The sequence below is a fragment of the Marinobacterium iners genome (assembly GCF_017310015.1).
GTDB lineage: Bacteria > Pseudomonadota > Gammaproteobacteria > Pseudomonadales > Balneatricaceae > Marinobacterium > Marinobacterium iners.
Genome location: NZ_CP022297.1, coordinates 737,225 through 757,442, shown reverse-complemented (window position 1 = coordinate 757,442; position 20,218 = coordinate 737,225). Strand labels below are relative to the sequence as shown.

The window sequence follows — 20,218 nt, the reverse complement described above, 5'->3', positions numbered from 1 at the left end:
CTCTTGATTTCACTCAACCGTCCTTGGCAAATTCTTCCACGGCACGCAGTACATCACGACGGCTGATCTGGCCAACCAGCTTGCCGGCCTTAACCACCGGCAGACGCCGCCGCCCGTGCGTAATAAACTGATGCGCTACAGCGGTCAGGTCGGCATCATGGGAGACCGTATCAACGTTGCGGGTCATGTAGTCTGCCACATGGCCACCACTGCCCATCTCTTCCTCATGGTAGGTTTGGCTCAGAATTGCCTTGAGGCAATCCAGCTCTGACAGCATGCCGACCAGACAACCATCCACATCCACTACGGGTGCACCAGAGATACCATATTCCTGCATCGCACGGATAGCATCGAACAGATGAGTCTCCGGCCCGAATGAAATCAGGCGAGTGGCCATGTAATCCTGTGCTTTAACTGATCTGAGCATGTGAAGCTCCTTTTGTAGACTTACCAGGTAGCGCGCGGCAGCCTGCCCTTGCGTTAATACTAGTTCAGACCCCGACCAGCCACCATGGGTTCAGGAAAACACAACCGTCTTGTTACCATGGACCAGCACCCGATCTTCCAGGTGCCATCGCAGCCCCCGTGCCAGCACCGTCTTTTCGACATCACGTCCAAGCCGCACCATATCTTCAGGCAGGTCTCGATGGCTGATTCGGGTCACGTCCTGATCAATGATCGGGCCCGCATCCAGATCCTCGGTCACATAATGACAGGTGGCACCTATCAGCTTCACCCCCCGGTCATGGGCCTGATGATAGGGCTTGGCACCGGCAAATGAAGGCAGGAAGCTGTGGTGGATATTGATAATACGGTGTGGGTAGCGGTCGCACAGGTCCGGCGGCAGGATTTGCATGTAGCGCGCCAGCACCACGACATCGGCTTCGTAGTCATTGATCAAGCGGTTTACTTCGGCGAAGTGCGGAGACTTGTCAGCCGGGTCGACCGGTACATGGTGGTAAGGAATACCGTGCCACTCCACCATACTGCGCAGGTCGTCGTGGTTGGAGATCACGCAGGGAATATCGCAGAACAGCTCCTTGCTGTGGAAGCGATACAGCAGATCAGCCAGACAGTGAGACTCGCGGCTGGCCATCAGTACAACACGCTTGGGGCGAGAAGAGTCATTGATCTCCCAGTCCATCTGAAAAGAAGCAGCAATCGGTGCGAATGCCTCCTGCAGCTGCGCAAGCGTGAACGGCAATGTGGCCGCACTGATCTCAACCCGCATGAAAAAGCGACCAGTCACCGGGTCGGAATGCTGGTTGGCGTCTGCAATGGAGCCACCATGGCTGGAGATGAAATTACTGACCATCGCAACAATACCCACCCGATCCGGGCAGGAAAGAACCAAACGGTAACGGCGTTCCATAGATGTGCTCTAATCCTGATAGATCCAAAGTCGAATCGAACATTCTAACAGCAGCGCCCTTCTCTCGACAGCACCTCGACCCGATGCGAGATGGAAAGCTGAATATCCGCAATTGCCGCTGTTGGGTTACACTGAGCCAAAGGCTGTAACCGATCGGAGATCCGCAATAATGATGATGCTGACCCCTGAGCGCATGGCGCCTCTCAAGGCCCGCCGGCTCGGAATAGATACACACCACGAGCCCACCCTTTACCTGCCGGCCCAGAGTCATGTCTGCCGTTCTGAAGGGTTTGAAAGCCTGTCACGCGTGCTGGTAACGACCCATCAGAACCAGCACCTGATTGCCTCACTCAATATCATCACCAGCGATCTGCTCAGTGAAGAGGAGGTCGGCTTCTCAGAATCAGCCTGGCTGCGTCTGAGACTGGAGCATAACGATCCCATCTGGCTGTCACACCCCAAGCCGGTGCAGTCGCTATCCTATGTCCGTGCCAAAGTATATGGTCATGAGCTGACCGATCTGCAGTTCCAGAGCATTATCAATGATATTGTGGATGGCCGTTATGCCGATGTGCACCTGGCGGCCTTTATTACCGCCTGTGGTGATGACAGCCTTAATGACAACGAGATAACTTCCCTGACTCAGGCAATGGTCAAGTCAGGCAGCACTGTAGACTGGAAGCTCCCCATGGTGGTCGACAAGCATTGTGTGGGCGGTCTGCCCGGCAATCGTACCACCCCGATCGTGGTATCCATTTTGACCGCTTGCGGCCTGACAGTACCCAAAACCTCATCCCGTGCCATCACCTCTCCGGCCGGTACTGCCGACACCATGGAAACACTGACCGAAGTGAGCCTGACACTGGAGCAGATGCGTCAAGTAGTCGGGGCTGAAGGTGGCTGTCTGGCCTGGGGCGGCTCCATGCGACTGAGCCCGGCCGATGATATGCTGATCCAGGTCGAGCGAGCACTGGATATCGATAGCGAGGGGCAGCTGATTGCGTCTGTACTGTCGAAAAAGATTGCAGCTGGTGCTACTCATGTACTGATCGACATTCCGGTTGGCCCTACCGCCAAGGTGCGCAGCCAGGAAGCCGGCGAACGGCTGGCAGAAAGCTTTCAGGCCGTTGCCGAGAATCTGGGCCTGACACTCAAAATCCTCTTTACCGATGGCTCCCAACCGGTGGGCAGAGGCATTGGCCCGGCCCTTGAAGCACATGACCTGCTGGCAGTGATGCAAAATCATGCCGACGCCCCGCTGGATTTACGTGAACGAGCCATCAGCGTCGCCGGTGCCATGCTGGCAATGGTCAAGGGCATCAGCGTTGAAGAGGGCGTTGTCCTGGCCGAAGAAACCCTCGATAACGGCAGCGCATGGGACAAGTTTCGCGCCATCTGTCTCGCCCAGGGTGGACTCAAGGTGCCACCTGTGGCGCCCTACCGCTATGCAATGGTGGCTGACCGTGCCGGCATCGTGGACCGGATCGACAACCGGATTCTGGCCAAGATTGCCAAGCTCGCGGGGGCTCCGGCTGATCCGGCGGCGGGGGTTGAGATCTGTGCCAAACTCGGCGACCGGGTTGCCTGTCAGGATGTATTGATGATGATTCACGCCGAGAATGCCGGCGAACTCAACTATGCGGTAGAGTATCTGAATGATCATCTGGAGGTGATCGAACTGACCGATTCAAGCGAGGAAGCCTGCGCATGAGTATTCTGCTGTTCAATCCTGATTCCGACCCGGCACTGGCATCACAACTGGCTCGACTGCTGGATGCGCAGGCGGGGGTACTGGAACAACGCCGCTTCCCCGACGGCGAAAGCTATCTGCGGGTACACACCGAATGCAAGGGACGCCGGTGTGTCATCCTCTGCAACCTGTTTCACCCTGACGAGCGGCTGCTGCGACTGCTGTTCCTGGCGGATACGCTGCGCGAGATGGGGGCGTCCGAGGTAGGTCTGGTCACCCCCTATCTGGCCTATATGCGACAGGACAAGCGCTTCAAACCGGGCGAGTGTGTCAGCTCCCGCCCCTTTGCCCGATTGCTGTCAGAGGCCTTCGATTATCTGGTGACCGTGGATCCGCACCTGCACCGCTATCACTCATTGGACGAGATCTATACCATCCCATCCCGCGTGGTTCAGGCCGCCCCATTGATTGCACACTGGATCGGTCAGCATATCCGCGACCCTTTGCTTATCGGTCCCGACAGTGAAAGCGAACAGTGGGTATCCCATGTAGCCGGTCTTGCCGGAGTACCGTTCCAGATTCTGCAGAAGGAGCGCCGTGGTGACTATGATGTCAGCATCTCGCTGCCGGATCTTGAACAGGGGCAGCAATGCACTCCGGTACTGGTGGATGACATCATCTCCAGCGGTCGTACCATGCTGGAAACCCTGAGCCACCTGCAGTCTGCCGGCCTGCCCAGAGCGACCATCATCGGCGTACACGGCATCTTTGCCGGCGACGCCTATACACGCCTGACTCAGGTTGCCGATGTGGTCACGACCGCCTGCATCCCGCACCTGAGCAACCAGATCGATATCGCCCCCCCCATCGCCGAGGCGGTGCGCGAGCTGATGCAACAACGTGACACTGACTGAACTGTCACTGCCGAACGCCGAGTTGCGCTACCGCCCGTGCTTCCTTGAGCGCAAGGAAGCTGATTTTCTGCTGCAACTGCTGCAGCAGCGGGTGAACTGGCGCCAGGATAGGATCCGGCTGTTTGGCCGCGAACATCTGATTCCGCGCCTGCAGGCATTTCAGTCTGATCCCGGGCTTTATTACACCTATTCGGGGCTGCGTCTGGCCGGCAGCGACTGGTTACCCGCTCTGCGGCCACTGAAACAGCGGCTGGAATCACTGTGCGGCCAGCCGTTCAACGCCCTGCTGCTGAACCTCTACCGCGATGGTCAGGATGCCATGGGCTGGCATGCAGACAACGAGCCTGAGCTAGGCCCCAACCCGCTGATCGCATCCATCAGTCTGGGTGCCGAACGCCGCTTCAGACTGCGCCACAATACCCATCGCGAGACTCACACTCTAATACTGGAGCACGGTTCGCTGCTGCTGATGGCCGGCCCAACCCAGCACCACTGGCAGCATTGCCTGCCACGCAGCCGGCGCTGCCATGAACCGCGCATCAACCTGACCTTTCGCCTGATCCATGTATAATCCTGCCACGCATCTTTTGGGAGAAACGCCATGAACCCGACGATTGAACTGCTCAATGCTCACCGCTCCATCCGCAAATTCACTTCGGAACCTGTCGATCAGGCCACGGTGGAAACATTGATCAAGGCCGGACAGGCGGCTGCCACGTCCAGCTTCATTCAGGCCTGCACCGTTATTCAAGTTTCTCAGGGGGAGAAGCGCAATGCACTGGCCGAGATGGCCGGTAATCAGGCCTATGTAGCGGAAGCCCCTCTGTTTCTGGTGTTCTGTGCTGACATGAAGCGGCACCAGCTGGCCTGCTCAATGCACGAAGCCGAAATGCAGTCCGGTTATACCGAGCAATTCCTGACCGCTTCACTGGACTGTGCCCTGTTTGCACAGAATGTCATCGTTGCAGCCGAGTCACTTGGGCTTGGTGGTGTTTATATTGGCGGCCTGCGCAACAGGATTGCGGATGTGGCCGAATTGCTGGAGTTGCCTGAACTGGTCTATCCGGTATTTGGTCTGTGCCTGGGCAAACCCGATCAGAACCCGGAAGTCAAACCACGCCTTCCCCTGTCAGTGGTGCTTAAACAGGACCGCTACGATGACAGTCAGGACGAGGCTGTCATCCGTGACTATGACGAGACGGTACGCCAGTACTATCGCACCCGTACCGGCGGCAATAAGGAAATGAGCTGGAGTGAGCAGATTTCCGGCATGCTGGTAAAGGAAGCGCGGCCACACATGTTGCCCTTCCTGCAATCCCGGGGGTTTATCAAGCGCTGATTTTTTGCCTGCTGCCCGTGCAGGCTGATTCTGGCTCGTCTATGCTGAACGCAGGTGCCCGCCGCAACCGAAACGGCGGGCTCTGTCGAGTTTCAGCCTGAGGAGCGTCACCATGCCCGGCAACCATATCGACACACTGCTGCAGCAGCTTGAACATGAATCCCATCGCCGTTCCCGTTTGCAGACCATCACCTTGCCGATCGAACAGGAAGATCTGGTTCGTCTGCAGGCACTGGCGGAAGTGTACGGCATGGATATCACTGAGCTGACACCTGTCCTTCTGCACACGATTCTGACCGACATCGAAGCCCATATGCCGTACAAACCCGGCAAAAAGGTGATTCGGGTGGAGGATGACGAGCCCATTTATGAAGATGTGGGCCCAACCCCCCGTTACCTTGCCGCCAAACGCAAACACGAGAAAGTGTGCGCCTGAGCTTGTCAGGACCGAGTGGCTGGCAGACAATTGTTATCCTGTAACACTGACAGGATTCTCTTGTGCCCGCACAGCCACTTCACTCCGTTCCAACCAACATCATCACCGGGTTTCTCGGCAGCGGCAAAACCACTGCCATCAATCACCTGCTGAGTCTCAAGCTTCCCTCCGAACGCTGGGCCGTTTTGATCAACGAATTTGGCCAGATCGGTGTCGACGCCAGTTTGGTGACCCACTCCGATGGCGTTGAGCTGCGTGAACTGGCGGGCGGTTGCCTCTGCTGCGCACTGGGCCCAAGCCTGCCGATCACCCTGGCAACACTTCTGCGCAAAGCAAGGCCGGACCGGCTACTGATCGAGCCCACGGGACTTGGTCACCCTGCCCGTATCGTCGATACTTTGCAGAACGCACAGTTTACAGACGTACTCGATCTGCGCAGCATCATTTGCATGCTTGACCCTGCTGTTCTGACACAGCCCGAGGTAATGCAGCAGCCGGGGTTTCTGGATCAACTCAACCTGTCCGATGTCATTGTCCTGAACCGCACCGATCTAGCGGAATCCAACCTGACGCGGGAAGCACTGGAACTGTCTCAACACATGTTCCCACCCAAGCAGGGAGTCTTCACGGTTGATAGAGGACAGCTGGACCTCGCCTGGCTCGATCTGGTTCACGATGGTCAGCTCAGCGCACAGTTTCCCGAGGCGCATGCCGAATCCGCGAAAGCCAGTCCACTAATGGCACCGGTAATATCACAGCCGGAACAGTCACCACAGCCACGGCAGCCATTATTCAAGCAAGGACAGGCCGAGGGCTATTTCAGTTATGGCTGGGTTTTTACGGCAGCTGACCGCTTCGATTACAGAGCCATCCAAACGTTTCTCGACAGTGTGAGCGAGGCCACCCGAATCAAGGCTGCACTGGGGATCGGTCATACATGGGTGGGGTACAACCGCAATCGCGGGGATAAAGCAGCAGAAGTCAGTGAGCTGGCCTGGCGCCGAGACTCACGTATCGAAATACTCGCCGACCGTCAGATCGACAGTGCCGAGCTGGAAAAACACCTGTTGGCTTGTCTGCAATAGACAGCAGGGCGGGACCAGCCCGCCCTGTCAGTTTCAACTCAGTCCCGGTAACCAAAGCACGATCGACGGGAACATAATGCACAGTGCCAGACCGGCCAGCTGCAGCAGTACAAACGGGATGATTGAACGGTAGATGGTACCGATACTCACATCCCCCCGCGTGATGCCCTTGAGATAGAACAGCGCGTAGCCAAAGGGCGGCGTCAAAAAGCTGGTCTGCAAATTAATCGCCACCAGGATCGCAAACCATACCATCAGCGCACTACCGTTAAGCCCCTCAAATTCGAGCCCGGCGACCACCGGCAGCAGCAACGGCAGAATCACGAAACTGATCTCGATCCATTCCAGGAAAAAACCCAGCAGGAAGATCAGTCCCATCAACAGTAACAGCAAACCGTACGGCCCAAGCCCTGTCCCGGTGATCAGCTCCTCTATCATGTCTGCACCGCCGAGGCGCTTGAACACCACACTAAAACAGGTGGCGCCAATCACCACGAACAGGATCATAGCCGAGGTTTTTGAGGTGGAACGACATACGTGGCGCAGCGTATTCATGTTCAGCTGTCGCAGGAAGAGAGCGAGCAGCATGGAGCCGGCCGCCCCAATGGCAGCGGCTTCCGTCGGTGTCGCAATGCCCGCCATAATCGAACCCAGTACCGCCACGATCAGCACAACGGGACCCAACAAGTCACGCAAAAGTGCCAACCCAAGCGGGGACTGATCTTCTGACAAATGCGCTTCGCCTCCCTCACGGGCCAACGGAGCCCAATCCGGGCGAAAGTACGCAGCCGACAACAGGTAAAGCGTATAGAGTCCGCCCAGCATCAGCCCGGGAACCAGAGCGGCCTTGAACAGGTCGCCAACTGAAATGTTCATGATGGAACCCATCAGCACCAGCATGATCGATGGCGGGATCAGAATACCCAGGGTACCGGACGCCGCCACCACACCGTATGCCATTTCAGGTTTGTAGCCCTGCTTCAGCATCACCGGCAGCGCCAGCAGCCCCAGCATCACAACCGAGGCTCCGATAATGCCGGTGCTCGCGGCCATCACAACCCCGAGCAGTGCCACCGATACAGCGAGACCGCCACGCACGTTACCGAACAGCCGCTGCAGCGTCAGCAGGAGGTTTTTGGCCACCCCGGAACGCTCCAGCATCAGTCCCATAAAGACGAACAGCGGAATGGCAATCAATAGCCAGTTCTCAATCACGCCACCAAAAATGCGGGAAGCAACCGTTCCCAGAAACGGCAACGGAATATCGCCAATGAAGGCGAACAGAATACCCAGCCCCCCCAGCAGAAACGCAACAGGGTAGCCACTGAAAATTCCCACCAGCAGCGCCACAATCATGGCGATGGCCAGGCCATATTCATCCAGCATCAGAGCTCTCCTCTACATCACGTGCCGGGTCCATGATCCGTGCCAAACGATCAAATATCTGCCCCAGCGCACCCAGCGCGAGCAACATGAGACCGGCTGGCAAGGCACCCTTGATCAGATATCGATCCGTCAGCCCCCCATAATTGGATTGCTCACCGGAGATAAACGACATCTGCACCATATGCCGTGACAGCCAGGCCACCAGAATGCAGAACGGCAACAGCATCAGGGTATGCCCCACAATCTCCACCCAGTGTTGGGTGGTACGGGACATGGAATGGTGCAGCATATCCACACGAACGTGTGTATCCGCATGCATGGCATAGCTGGCCCCAATCAACGTCAACAGGCCGAACAGGTGCCACTGCATTTCGGTGACCGTGTTGATGGTCACGGCCTCTCCCAGCAGAAACACCTTGCCATCCCAACGCATCAGTTCATTGATGCCCATGGCATTCATCACCACGGTTGTCAGCACGGCCACCATTACAGCCAGCACCAGCCAACTGCTGATCCGACCGAGCCACCGCCCAACCCCGATCAGGGGGCAGGCAACGATTGAACACCAGCGGGCGCCCTGCAGGCGCCAGCCGGGTAGAGGAGTATCAGTTTGATATCTGCTGGAGTTCATACCATTCATCTACCAGAGCAGAGTGCTGCATGAGCGACTCATAGGCTTGTTTGAATTCCGGGTTGTTGCGCATCTCTTCTTCCCGCACTTCATCCCAGCCTTTGCGAAGTTCCGCCAGGACAGGCTCGGGGAAGCGTTTTACGTTGACCCCTTTATCCCTAAGTTCCTGAAGTGCCTTGATCTGTGCCGGCAATACCTCATCAAACTCCTTCTGGATATTAGCCTTGCACGCGGTTTCTATCCTTGCCTGTTGTGTCTCGGAGTAGCTGTCCCACACGCCCTGATTGATCAAGAGGGCAAGCCAGCCGGCACCCTGCTGCCAACCCGGGAAGTAATAGTTGCTGGCGATCTCGTGCAGCCCCATGGACTGGTCAACGGCCGGGATTGAAAACTCCGCTGCGTCCACACGACCACGCTCAAGTGCCAGATAGACTTCACCGCCCGGGATCAGCTGGGTTGTGGCACCATACTTGTTAAGCACCTTGGCTCCCAGACCTGAAATTCGCATTGAGAGTCCCTTGAAATCCTCAATGCCGTTGATTTCCTTGTTGAACCAGCCACCGGGTTCCTGAGGCAGGAAGGAACAGGGCACAACCTTGACACCGTACTTATCCATTGATTTCTGCAGCAGCTCACGCCCTTCACCTGCTGCAGTCCATGAAAACACGGCTTCCGCAGATGGACTGAAAGGCAATGCGCCATACAGGTTGGCGATCGGCAAGGTGCCGGCAAAATAGGCAATACTGCTCCAGCCCGCGGGAATCGCTCCGGAGGATACTGAGTTCAGGATCTCGAAGGGAGGTACCAGCTCACCCGGCTCATGGACTTTCAGCTTCAGCTCGCCGCCACTGAGCAACTCAACCTGCTCAGCCACGTTCTGCGCACTGGCACCAAACATGTTCCGAAGTGAATAGCCGCTGGCCACATCAAGTCTGGACGGACCTTCCGCCACCACCGACATGCTGATCGCTAAAACAGAAACGCCTACCGCAAGAGATTTAGTTTTATTTTTCATGGTGTTAAGTCCTATCAGTGGGTGTCAGACCAAACTATGACACTCATCAATAAGACGATATCCATTATCCGCAACGACTGTCCCTCTACTGCACGCCGGCATAGGCTGACGTGCAGAGTTCGAATGGCTGTCAGGTACTGACACGGGTCCGCCACGAAGGCGGGCCCGTGTCGATAGCCGATCAGCGCGGTATGGCCTGCAGCTCGTACCACTCATCAACCAGCTTGCTATGCTCCATCAACGACTCATAGGCTTTCTTGAACAACGGATTGTTTTTCATCTCTTCTTCGCGGACTTCATCCCATCCCTTGCGCAACTCGGCCAGCACCGGATCCGGGAAACGTTTTACTTCAATTCCCTTCTCTTCAAGCTTGCGAATGGTACGGATCTGCTCAGCCGGCGCTTCTGCCATGGCCCATTGCAGGGTGGCGCGACACGCGGTTTCAAACTGTGCCTTGGTCTTCTCGTCGTACTGATTCCAGACATCCTTGTTGATAATGAAGGAGAACCAGCTGGCCGACTGATGCCAACCCGGGAAGTAGTAGTACTTGGTAATCTCTTCAAAGCCCATCAACTGATCGACCTGAGGTACCGAAAACTCGGAGGCATCAATACGACCACGCTCGAGGGCGAGGTAGATTTCACCGCCCGGAATCAGCTGAGTGGATGCACCGTATTTGTTCAACACCTTGGCACCCAACCCGGAAATACGGATACGCAGACCATCGAAATCCTTGATATCGTTGATTTCCTTGTTGTACCAGCCACCGGTTTCCTGCGGTGAAATGAAGCAGGGCAGCACTTTTACGTTGTACTGATCATAGGCACTTTGCAGAATCTCGGTGCCCTCGCCGGCCCACATCCATGACATGAAGGCTTCCGGGCTTGGGCCAAATGGCAACGCACCGTAGAGATTTGTCACCGGTACCGTACCGGCCCAGTAGCCGATCCAGTCCCAGCCTGCGGGGATTGCACCCGAAGATACGGCGTTGAACACTTCAAACGCGGGTACCAGATCGCCAGGGTTGTGGACCTTCAGCTGTACCTTGCCGTCGGTTACCGTTTCCAGCTCCTTGGCAAAACGAACTGCACCTTCCCCGATGAAAATATTGGTGTTGAAGGTGTTCGCCACGTCCAGTTTGGCGGGGCCTGCCGCCTGCAAAGTGGTTGAAAGCGCAAGTGCTGCCACACCAGCGCCGATGGCGGTTGTCATGCGAGAGTACTGACTCATGATTTCACTTCCTGTTGTTGTTATTACGTGGGTTGAAACCTGAATGTATCGCTCCGGTGAAAAACCGGAGCGACTCCAGTTACTTCATGGAAATTGTAGTATTGACCCCAAGCGATTCGCTGTCAGGTTCAAACCAGCGAGAAGTCACGGTTTTGGTCTGCGTCCAGAATTGAATCGCTTGCTTGCCGTTGGGGCCAAGATCCCCCAGCTTGGATGCTCTTGAGCCGGTAAAACTGAAGAAGGCCACTGGAACCGGAATCGGCACATTGATGCCCACTTGGCCGACGTCGATATCGTTCTCGTAGCGACGCGCCGCCCAGCCGGAACTGGTGAAGATGGAGGTGCCGTTGCCGTTGGGGTTGGCATTGATGAACTCAATGGCATCATCCAGAGTGTCAACGCATACAACACACATCACCGGCCCGAAGATCTCTTCACTGTAGATGCGCATTTCGGGCTTCACATCGGTGAAAATGGTCGGCCCAACAAAGTTGCCTTCAGGATAACCGTCCACACTGATGTTACGACCATCCAGTGCCAGAGTTGCACCTTCAGCCACTCCCGCGTCGATGAGGCTAACCACGCGGTCCCGCGCCTGTGGCGATACCAATGGCCCCAGGTCGGCATCACGCTGGGTGCCGGGCCCCACTTTCATCTCTTTGGAGCGCTCGATCATCTCGGGCAGCCACTCCTTCGCTTCCCCGACCAGCACTACAACCGAGTTGGCCATGCAGCGTTGCCCTGCCGCACCGAAGCAGGAACCGATCACGTTGTTGATCGCCTGGCTGCGGTTGGCATCCGGCATGATCACACAGTGGTTCTTGGCTCCCATCATGGACTGCACACGCTTGCCGGCCGCACCGGCACGGTTGTAGATATGAGTACCCACATGAGTGGAGCCGATAAACGAAAGCGCCTTGATATCAGGATGGTCACAGATCTGGTTGGCAACATCGGCACCACCGTGCACCACATTCAATACGCCAGCTGGTATCCCAGCCTCATGCGCCAGCTCAACCAGACGCATGGTCGACGTCGGGTCCTGTTCGGACGGTTTGAGAATGAAGGTATTGCCTGTGGCGATGGCCAGCGGGAACATGAAGCAAGGCAACATCACAGGGAAGTTAAACGCCGTAATGCCAGCTCCCACACCGATCGGTTGCTGCAGCGAATAGACATTCACGCCTCCGGCGGCATTCTCGGCGATCTCCCCCAACTGCAGTGAGGTGATGGAACAGGCATGCTCTATAACTTCAAGACCACGCCCCACTTCACCTTCGGCGTCAGGCAACGTCTTGCCATGCTCTTCGGTAATCAAGGCAGCAAGCTCTGGCGTATGTTCACGCACCAGTGCCTGAAATTTCAGCATGATGCGCATGCGCTGAGCCAGCGACACCTTGCGCCAGCTTTTGAACGCCTCCTTGGCTGAAGCTACCGCACGATTAACTTCATCCACCGTGGCAAAAGGAACTCGGGCGACCACCTCCTGCGTGGCCGGGTTGATGACATCGCGCCACTCTGGGCTCTGTGAACGGACCGGTTGACCATTAATGAAAAGCGGAATTTCTCGAACCGACATCTACCTGATCTCCTTATATTTTTTGTGTACTCAGGCAAAACAGAACAGTGTCTGCAGCTGCTTTCGAGTCTAGCGGCGCATCCAGTTGACAGACAACGGCCATCCAAGCACATTGGTTGTGCAAAAATGCACAAGGAAGATTCCATATGCTCAATTGGCAGGACATCCAGATCTTTCTAGAAGTGGCCCGTGCCGATCGGCTGACCGATGCAGCCCGCCGATTAACCATAGACCATTCCACGGTATCACGTCGTATCCGTCGCTTTGAAACCGAACTCAATACGCAACTTTTTGAGCGCAGCACCCACGGCTACAGGTTAACCGCCGCCGGTGAGCAACTGCTGCTGTTTGCAGAAGAGATGGCTCGCCAGGTCACAGGGGCAAGCGAGAGTATCAGTGACCAGAACCTTCAGGTCAGCGGCCAGATCCGACTCGGTGTAACCGAAGGCTTTGGCACCTACGTTATCACGCCGCTTTTGAGTGCATTCCAGCGCCGCTATCCGGAGTTGACGGTTGAGCTGCTTGCCCTTCCCCGTGCGGTCAACCTGGGGCGGCATGAAGCGGATCTGGCCATTACAATCGACCGTCCACGAAATGCCGAGATGGTGGTTTCGCGGCTGTGCCACTACAGGCTGCAGCTTTATGGTGAGCAGGGGTATCTGGATCGCAGGGGGCGCCCGGCCGGAGTTGATGCGCTGTCAGACTTTGATCTGATCGGCTATGTGGACGATCTGATCTTCAGTGATCAACTGTGCTATCTCGATCCTCTGCTGCAGGGATTACCGACATTGCCCCGCTTTGCACAACGCAGCACCAGCATTGTCACCCAGCTGCATGCCGTGTTGGCCGGCAGTGGACTGGCTGTGCTGCCCTGCTTCATGGCGGAGCAGGACCCTCGACTGGAGCCCTTATTGAGGTCTGAGATCGACATTTGCCGTGAGTTCTGGATAGCCGCCCGTGCGGAACAGCGCCAGCTGTTGCGGGTACGCTTGTTGTGGCAATTTTTAAAGGATGCGATTGAGCTCAATCAGCCTTGGCTGATGGGAGAGAGCGACACAGGTCTGCAGCTGCCGCTTTCAGTACCTTTGGTGCAGCAAACGTAAATCGCGGGGTATAAACAGAACAGCGGGCATGACGCCCGCTGTTGGAATCCGGACTGTCGATGCTCAGGCAACAACAGTGACGTTTTCAGCCTGCGGGCCTTTCTGGCCCTGAGTAACTTCGAAAGTTACAGTCTGGTTTTCCTGCAGAGAACGACGACCAGTACCGTTGATGGCACGGAAGTGAACGAATACGTCCGGGCCGTTTTCCTGCTGGATAAAGCCGAAGCCTTTTTCATCGTTGAACCACTTGACGGTACCAGTTACGAGCTGTGACATTTTTTGCCTCTTTCTTTTACATGTACACCAGCCATTGGCCGGCTTTTCTTATGGTTGGATGCACTAAAGTGCGATCCAGTCGCTAAAGGTTCGACACACCGTTCGAACCCCTTGATACCGGAACCTGCTGGTATCCGGCCTCTTTCAGCCTTCGGGTATCATGCCCGAATGCAGAAATCTTCCCTGGTATTGGCACACTCAGGTAACACTGAGACAGCCTCGCTGTCCGTCATCAACCAGTCTGATGTGCAGTCTTTGCAATTCCATGACGCACTTATCCTCGCTACAGACTGTAGCAAGGTGAGTACAACACAACATGAAAAAAAAGAGGCAAAAGGACTGACAACAGAAGGTACGTTCTTCACACTGGCCGAGAAGCGGCTGAAGAGAGGACGGTAGACACCAAAACCGGGAAAGAGGGTTATGGCGTCTGTTTTGCGGGCGGCAGTCATGCCGCTGTGTGGCTGTCGTATCAAGTAACTCAAACTCCGGGCCGATGTCATATCGGCTGTCCGGCTGCCCGCAGGCGGCTATTTCATTAGCACCGGATTTAAACGCTTTCCAGCATAATACCCAAGTTCAGGGCAAATACAATGCCGCCTCTGCGAATTTTTTCAGCCTGTCAATCACCCTATTCAAGTCACTGCTTACAGGGCATTCTGCACCAATTTGGCGCTGGCAAATCCACCCACAACGCTCTAACCTTCAACAAACAGCTATTTGTCGTCGCGCCGTCTCGACAGCCGCAAGGGATCTCGACCCATGAAAATCCGCTTTATCCACAAAATACTGCTGCTGTTACTGCTTCCCGTACTTGGCATCACTATGCTGCTGGGCGATACACTGATTGATCGTTATCACGACGCCGCGGCGCTGAACAAGCTGGAGCTCGAGGTTGAACTTACTACCTATAACAGCGCACTCGTGCATGAATTGCAGAAAGAACGAGGCGCCACCAGCGGTTGGCTCGGGGCAGGTACCGAGGCGTTTGCCAATACTCTGCGCCAGCAGAGGCAACAAACCGATCAGGTAATGTCGCGCTGGCAAAACTACCTTGAAGGGCAGGCATTTTCCGATGCCGATATCACCTCAACCCTGGTCCGAATCCAGCGAGAGCTGGGGCAGTTACGCACTATTCGCCAAAGTGCAGACAACCGTGATATTGAACTCTCCCGCGCCCTGGGCTATTTCACGGATCTGATAGCCGAGCTGCTGAGCGTATCCGCCACCACCTCACGTATCAGCGATGATGCAGCCATTTCACGTGCGTCCGCAGCCTTCTATGCGTACCTGCAAGCCAAGGAGCGCGCCGGAATCGAACGTGCAGTCCTCAGCAACGTTTTCGGCCGCGACAGCTTCGCCCCCGGTCTTTATGAACGCTTTCTGAACCTTGTGTCACAGCAGGAGACCTACCTGGCCCAATTCAAGGTACTGGCCACTGAAGAACAGGGAAGCCGCTTTTCTCAGCTGGACAGCTCTGCGGAGTTTTCTGCCGTAGAACGTTTACGCAAGGTGGCAATGGACAAGGCAACGAGCGGCAATTTCGGAGTGCCCGGCACGGAGTGGTTTGATCGCGCGACCGATCGCATCAATGTCATGAAGAGCTTCGAAGACCAGATTGCCGGCGAGCTGCTCAATACGGCTGCCAACCAGCACCAGCAAGCCCTGTTCCAGACCTGGCTCGCGGGTTCCGCCCTGGCCGGAATTCTGGCTTTGGTTGCGCTGATCTCATCATGGATCATACGGGGCCTTCACCGTCAGGTCGATGCCCTCGCCAATACCATGGACCGGGTGCGCAACGAGCATGATCTCACCGCTCGCGCCGCTGTTCTGTCCGGTGATGAGCTGGGTACGGTGGCACATTACCTCAATCACACTCTGGACAACTTCTCCAGCGCGATCAGAGAAGTCGCCACCGCCAGCACCCAATTGAATCAGGAAGCGCTCAGCACCAGCAGTATTGTGCAGCAGGCAGAACAGAGCCTGCGGTCACAGAGCAATGAAACCATGCAGGTGGCGGCAGCGGTTGAAGAGGTTTCGACGGCAGTACAGGATGTAGCCAACAGTACGGTCAGTGCATCTGATGCCGCACATCAGGCCAATCAGCTGGCGATGGACGGTCATGCCAAGGTACAGGCGGCGGTCGAGGCTGTTGCCAGTCTTGCCTCCGACAGCCAGCGGTTGGCTGAAATGACGACACGCCTCAATGAAAGCAGCCAACGCATCTCCGATGTCACCAATGTAATCAACAACGTTTCCGAACAGACCAACCTGTTGGCACTCAATGCCGCTATCGAAGCCGCCAGGGCCGGCGAGCATGGCCGAGGTTTTGCAGTTGTCGCTGATGAAGTGCGTACACTGGCACAACGTACGCAACAGTCCACCTCGGAAATTGACGAGATAATCCGTCGTTTGCAGCACGAAACACAACAGGCCAATACCCTGGTTGAAAGCAACCAGAAGGATATGGAGGTTGCAACCAGCCGTGCCAAAGAGGTCGAGCAGGCGCTGGATCAGATTGTCATTGCCATTGGCGATATCACCAACATGTCGACCCAGATCGCAGCGGCGGCCGAGGAGGAGTCCACCGCCATCAGCGATATCGGCCGCAACATTACCGGCATCGACAATAGCGCCGAAACCATCAGTGAAAGCGCCCGCGTCCTGTCCGAACATGCCGAACAGCAGCTGCAGCTGGCACAGAATCTCAGCCAGCTGATCAAGCGCTTCAAAACCTGACGGCGCCTACCCCTGCCGCCTGCGCCCCGCGGGAGGTTTCTTGCGACCGCTCCTGTTGGGGGTATTGCCTGCACGCGGCGGCAAACCGGTATGCTGAGTCAGCAGCTTGCCCTTGCCGGCACGGTTTGATGCAGGCGAGTTCTTGCGCCTTGGGCTGACATGGCGGGCATCTTCGGGCTGCTCGGCCGGGATCAGTTGCTTCTCGCCATCACCAATCAGGTCGGCACGACCCATCGCCGTCAGTGCCTCACGCAGCAGCGGCCAGTTGTCCGGGTCGTGCCAGCGCAGAAACGCCTTGTGCAAGCGGCGCTGACGCTCCCCTTTTACGGTTTCGACCTTTTCGCCGCTCTTCTTGTAGGTCAGCTTGCGAAGCGGGTTGCGGCCAGTGTGATACATCGCCGTGGCGGTGGCCATCGGTGAAGGATAGAACGCCTGTACCTGATCCGCCTTGAAACCACTACGTTTGAGCCAGAGCGCCAGGTTCATCATATCCTCGTCGCTGGTGCCGGGATGCGCCGCGATGAAGTACGGAATCAAATACTGGTCCTTACCCGCCTCTTTCGAGAATTTCTCGAACATGCGCTTGAACGCATCGTAGGTACCGATGCCCGGCTTCATCATCTTGTCGAGCACGCCGCGTTCGGTGTGCTCTGGCGCGATTTTCAGGTAGCCGCCCACATGGTGGGTGACCAATTCACGCACGTACTCGGGATCCTCCACCGCCAGATCGTAACGCAGGCCGGAGGCGATCAGGATCTTGTTCACCCCCTTGAGATCACGTGCCTTGCGGTATAGCTGCGTCAGTGAGCTGTGGTCGGTATTCAGGTTTTGACAGATGCCCGGAAACACACAGGACGGTTTGCGGCAGGCGGCCTCGATCTCGGGGCTTTTGCAGGCCAGTCGATACATGTTGGCCGTGGGGCCGCCCAAGTCGGAGATCACACCGGTAAAACCCGGCACCTTGTCACGAATCTCTTCGATCTCCTGCAGGATCGACTCATGGGAGCGGTTCTGAATGATGCGTCCCTCATGCTCGGTGATCGAGCAGAAGGTGCAGCCACCAAAGCAACCGCGCATGATGTTGACCGAAAAGCGGATCATCTTGTAGGCCGGGATCTCCGCCTTGCCATAGACCGGGTGCGGCACGCGCTGATACGGCAGGCCGAATACATGATCCATCTCCGCAGTGGTCAGCGGGATCGGCGGTGGGTTGAGCCACACCTCCTGATCACCATGCAGCTGCACCAACGCACGGGCGTTACCGGGGTTGGTTTCCAGGTGCAGTACCCGGTTGGCGTGTGCGTAGAGTACCGGGTCGTTGCGCACCTTTTCAAACGACGGAATTCGGATTACGGTCTGACTGCGGTCCAACTTCACCCGCGGCTCGATATGCAGGATCTGTACTTCGTCCTCGCCGTCCATCTCAGCAGTCTCGCCCCCCTCTCGGCCATTCTCCAGCTGGCAGGCCTCAAGGTCCCGGGTATTCACATAGGGATTGATGATTTTGTCGATCTTGCCGGGGCGGTCGATGCGGGTGGAGTCGATCTCCATCCAGCCCTCGGGCGTATCCTTGCGCACAAAGGCGGTGCCGCGCACATCGGTGATATCGCTCACCGGCTCACCCCGGGCGATGCGGTGGGCAACCTCCACCACAGCGCGTTCGGCATTGCCGTACAGCAGCAGATCGGCACGGGCATCAAGCAGGATGGAGCGTCGTACCTTGTCCTGCCAGTAGTCGTAATGAGCGATACGGCGCAGCGAACCTTCAATGCCACCAAGAATGATCGGCACCTCCTTGTACGCCTCGCGGCAGCGCTGACTGTAAACAAGACTGGCGCGATCCGGCCGCTTGCCCGCCTTGCCGCCCGGCGTATAGGCGTCATCGGAGCGAATCTTGCGATCAGCGGTATAGCGGTTGATCATCGAGTCCATGTTGCCGGCTGCGACACCGAAGAACAGGTTAGGCTTGCCCAGTGCCTTGAATGCATCGGCAGAGTGCCAGTCGGGCTGGGCAATGATCCCCACCCGGAACCCCTGAGCCTCCAGTAGACGACCGATGATCGCCATGCCAAACGACGGGTGATCCACATAGGCATCACCGGTGACGATGATGATGTCGCAGCTGTCCCAGCCAAGCTGATCCATCTCTTCACGGGACATGGGCAGAAACGGCGCCGGACCAAAGCACTCGGCCCAGTATTTGGAATATTCGTAGATCGGGGTGACAGCGGACATGGACGACTCTGCGCTAAGGATGAATCAGGGGGCGCGAGTATAGCGCACTTTTTGATCAGTGCCGATCTCCGCCCCCCGTCAAATCGACAGATTCACACCTGTGTCAGATGATTGTCCCAACGGATGCTGTCAGATCTGACTTGCTGCAACTCTTGGCTGCCAGGTGTCAGGCGATAGACGCCCCCCATTCCCGATGTGCAGATGAAACCGCCTTCGGGCAGAGGCAAAACGCCCGATACATCGTCCAACTCAATGCTGTGCAGATAGCGACGTCGGCGATAGTCCAACAGAACTACACGGTTGCCGCGAGGAGCCGTAACGGCAACCACTCCAGTCACTGCATCCATCGCCACACTGGCGATGTAATTGCGCAGCACCTGTTGATCGGCATCCGGCAAACGGATCTCTTCAAATCGCTGCTTCTCGACATCGAGCCAGGCAATCAGGTTGGGCCGCTTCCACTCAGCCCCCTCAAACTGATAGCCCGCCACTACAATCCCCTCGGGGCTGATATCCAGATGATGCATGCTGAGCTGGTGGTGAGACGGTTGATGCCGTTGAGTCACCTTGCCCGTGAGACGATCCACGACCAGCAGGGCCGGCTGCATCCGATCAAGATTGAGCTTAATCCGGCCGTAGTCGGGATGGGTCTGAATACCACCCGCGGCAACCACCAGATCGCGCCCATTGGGATGCAACCGCACCTCGTGCGGGTCCATTACGCCAAGCTGGATCTGACCTATCAGGCGGTAAGACTGGTCAGCCGCGTATACGTTGAGTACCCCTTCGCTTTCCTCATAGCGGTGCGCCGTTGCATAGAGCAGGTCGCCTTCGGGCGAAAATGCCCCGTGACCATAGAAGTGCTCACCCGGTTCAGAGGTTACTACCTGAACCAGCCGGCCCTGCTTCGCATCGATAATATTGAGCTGCCGGCCGGGTCTGCGCGAGAAAAAGGCCACCTCATCAGACGCCGGTCGCAGACAGCCCGCATGGCAACGCTCGGCCACCTCGAGGCTGTGCACCACCTTCCCCTGTACATCTGCAATCAGCACACGATGATCACCCGTCGCCGTATTGGCTGCACTGATGAAGCACCCCTCGCGGGTTTGCGCCAGCAACCCGGGGGACAGGGATGCCAAGGCAGCTGCTGAAGCCATGCCCAGCATAAAGTCACGACGCTTGAGCAT

Annotated in this window: 18 protein-coding genes; 8 read left to right on the top strand and 10 right to left on the bottom strand. The window is 56.8% G+C overall.

The window, feature by feature from the left end:
* Window positions 1-13 precede the first annotated feature (13 nt).
* Together CFI10_RS03695 and purU are read right to left on the bottom strand one after the other, a co-directional pair.
* On the bottom strand, window positions 14-427 hold the full coding sequence (locus CFI10_RS03695; protein WP_091821539.1) for a CBS domain-containing protein: 414 nt from the start codon (window positions 425-427) through the stop codon (window positions 14-16).
* A gap of 90 nt (window positions 428-517) precedes the next feature.
* Window positions 518-1,372 carry a formyltetrahydrofolate deformylase gene (gene purU / locus CFI10_RS03690; protein ID WP_091821542.1) on the bottom strand — a complete coding sequence of 285 codons (855 nt, stop codon included), beginning with the start codon at window positions 1,370-1,372 and terminating at the stop codon, window positions 518-520.
* 172 nt (window positions 1,373-1,544) lie between these two features.
* Here purU and CFI10_RS03685 point away from each other — a divergent pair, with 172 nt between their 5' ends.
* From CFI10_RS03685 to CFI10_RS03660, 6 genes are all read left to right on the top strand, one after another.
* Window positions 1,545-3,083, top strand: coding sequence for a thymidine phosphorylase family protein (locus CFI10_RS03685; RefSeq protein WP_206841895.1), 1,539 nt, complete (start codon window positions 1,545-1,547; stop codon window positions 3,081-3,083).
* Window positions 3,080-3,976 (top strand): ribose-phosphate pyrophosphokinase, encoded by an 897-nt coding sequence (locus CFI10_RS03680; protein WP_206839488.1) that lies wholly within the window; start codon window positions 3,080-3,082, stop codon window positions 3,974-3,976. The genes CFI10_RS03685 and CFI10_RS03680 overlap by 4 nt, the downstream gene beginning before the upstream one ends.
* The gene (locus CFI10_RS03675) at window positions 3,963-4,547 is read left to right on the top strand and encodes an alpha-ketoglutarate-dependent dioxygenase AlkB family protein (RefSeq protein ID WP_206839473.1); all 585 of its coding nucleotides are present in this window, start codon (window positions 3,963-3,965) and stop codon (window positions 4,545-4,547) included. Before CFI10_RS03680 ends, CFI10_RS03675 begins: the two co-directional genes overlap by 14 nt.
* A 30-nt stretch (window positions 4,548-4,577) precedes the next feature.
* Complete coding sequence (gene nfsA, locus CFI10_RS03670; protein ID WP_206839472.1) at window positions 4,578-5,315, top strand: oxygen-insensitive NADPH nitroreductase; 738 nt, start codon at window positions 4,578-4,580, stop codon at window positions 5,313-5,315.
* A 112-nt stretch (window positions 5,316-5,427) separates the two neighbouring features.
* Window positions 5,428-5,751 (top strand): hypothetical protein, encoded by a 324-nt coding sequence (locus tag CFI10_RS03665; protein ID WP_091821557.1) that lies wholly within the window; start codon window positions 5,428-5,430, stop codon window positions 5,749-5,751.
* A gap of 62 nt (window positions 5,752-5,813) precedes the next feature.
* A complete protein-coding gene (locus CFI10_RS03660) occupies window positions 5,814-6,836 on the top strand; it encodes a CobW family GTP-binding protein (RefSeq protein ID WP_206839465.1) in 1,023 nt (340 codons plus the stop codon).
* A 33-nt stretch (window positions 6,837-6,869) separates the two neighbouring features.
* On the opposite strand, the gene CFI10_RS03655 is transcribed toward CFI10_RS03660, so the two are convergent.
* From CFI10_RS03655 to CFI10_RS03635, 5 genes are all read right to left on the bottom strand, one after another.
* A complete protein-coding gene (locus tag CFI10_RS03655; RefSeq protein ID WP_091821564.1) occupies window positions 6,870-8,222 on the bottom strand; it encodes a TRAP transporter large permease in 1,353 nt (450 codons plus the stop codon).
* Window positions 8,212-8,853 (bottom strand): TRAP transporter small permease subunit, encoded by a 642-nt coding sequence (locus CFI10_RS03650; protein ID WP_206839463.1) that lies wholly within the window; start codon window positions 8,851-8,853, stop codon window positions 8,212-8,214. The genes CFI10_RS03655 and CFI10_RS03650 overlap by 11 nt, the downstream gene beginning before the upstream one ends.
* A complete protein-coding gene (locus CFI10_RS03645; protein ID WP_206839453.1) occupies window positions 8,828-9,868 on the bottom strand; it encodes a TRAP transporter substrate-binding protein in 1,041 nt (346 codons plus the stop codon). The genes CFI10_RS03650 and CFI10_RS03645 overlap by 26 nt, the downstream gene beginning before the upstream one ends.
* A 181-nt stretch (window positions 9,869-10,049) precedes the next feature.
* A complete protein-coding gene (locus CFI10_RS03640; protein WP_206839444.1) occupies window positions 10,050-11,099 on the bottom strand; it encodes a TRAP transporter substrate-binding protein in 1,050 nt (349 codons plus the stop codon).
* A 79-nt stretch (window positions 11,100-11,178) separates the two neighbouring features.
* The gene (locus tag CFI10_RS03635) at window positions 11,179-12,678 is read right to left on the bottom strand and encodes a CoA-acylating methylmalonate-semialdehyde dehydrogenase (protein ID WP_206839442.1); all 1,500 of its coding nucleotides are present in this window, start codon (window positions 12,676-12,678) and stop codon (window positions 11,179-11,181) included.
* Window positions 12,679-12,824: 146 nt separating this feature from the next.
* Between CFI10_RS03635 and CFI10_RS03630 the strand changes: the two genes are divergently transcribed.
* Window positions 12,825-13,781 carry a LysR family transcriptional regulator gene (locus tag CFI10_RS03630; protein WP_091821582.1) on the top strand — a complete coding sequence of 319 codons (957 nt, stop codon included), beginning with the start codon at window positions 12,825-12,827 and terminating at the stop codon, window positions 13,779-13,781.
* Between the two features lie 63 nt (window positions 13,782-13,844).
* On the opposite strand, the gene CFI10_RS03625 is transcribed toward CFI10_RS03630, so the two are convergent.
* Window positions 13,845-14,057, bottom strand: a complete 213-nt coding sequence (locus CFI10_RS03625; RefSeq protein WP_091821585.1) for a cold-shock protein — start codon at window positions 14,055-14,057, stop codon at window positions 13,845-13,847.
* A 762-nt stretch (window positions 14,058-14,819) separates the two neighbouring features.
* On the opposite strand from CFI10_RS03625, the gene CFI10_RS03620 reads away from it, so the two are divergent.
* Window positions 14,820-16,796 carry a methyl-accepting chemotaxis protein gene (locus CFI10_RS03620; protein ID WP_206839440.1) on the top strand — a complete coding sequence of 659 codons (1,977 nt, stop codon included), beginning with the start codon at window positions 14,820-14,822 and terminating at the stop codon, window positions 16,794-16,796.
* 6 nt (window positions 16,797-16,802) lie between these two features.
* Here the strand turns inward: CFI10_RS03620 and CFI10_RS03615 are convergent, their stop codons facing one another.
* Both CFI10_RS03615 and CFI10_RS03610 read right to left on the bottom strand, forming a co-directional pair.
* Entirely contained in the window at window positions 16,803-19,031 is a 2,229-nt protein-coding gene (locus tag CFI10_RS03615) for a YgiQ family radical SAM protein (protein WP_206839437.1), read from the bottom strand.
* A gap of 92 nt (window positions 19,032-19,123) precedes the next feature.
* Window positions 19,124-20,218, bottom strand: a complete 1,095-nt coding sequence (locus tag CFI10_RS03610) for a DUF1513 domain-containing protein (RefSeq protein ID WP_206839435.1) — start codon at window positions 20,216-20,218, stop codon at window positions 19,124-19,126.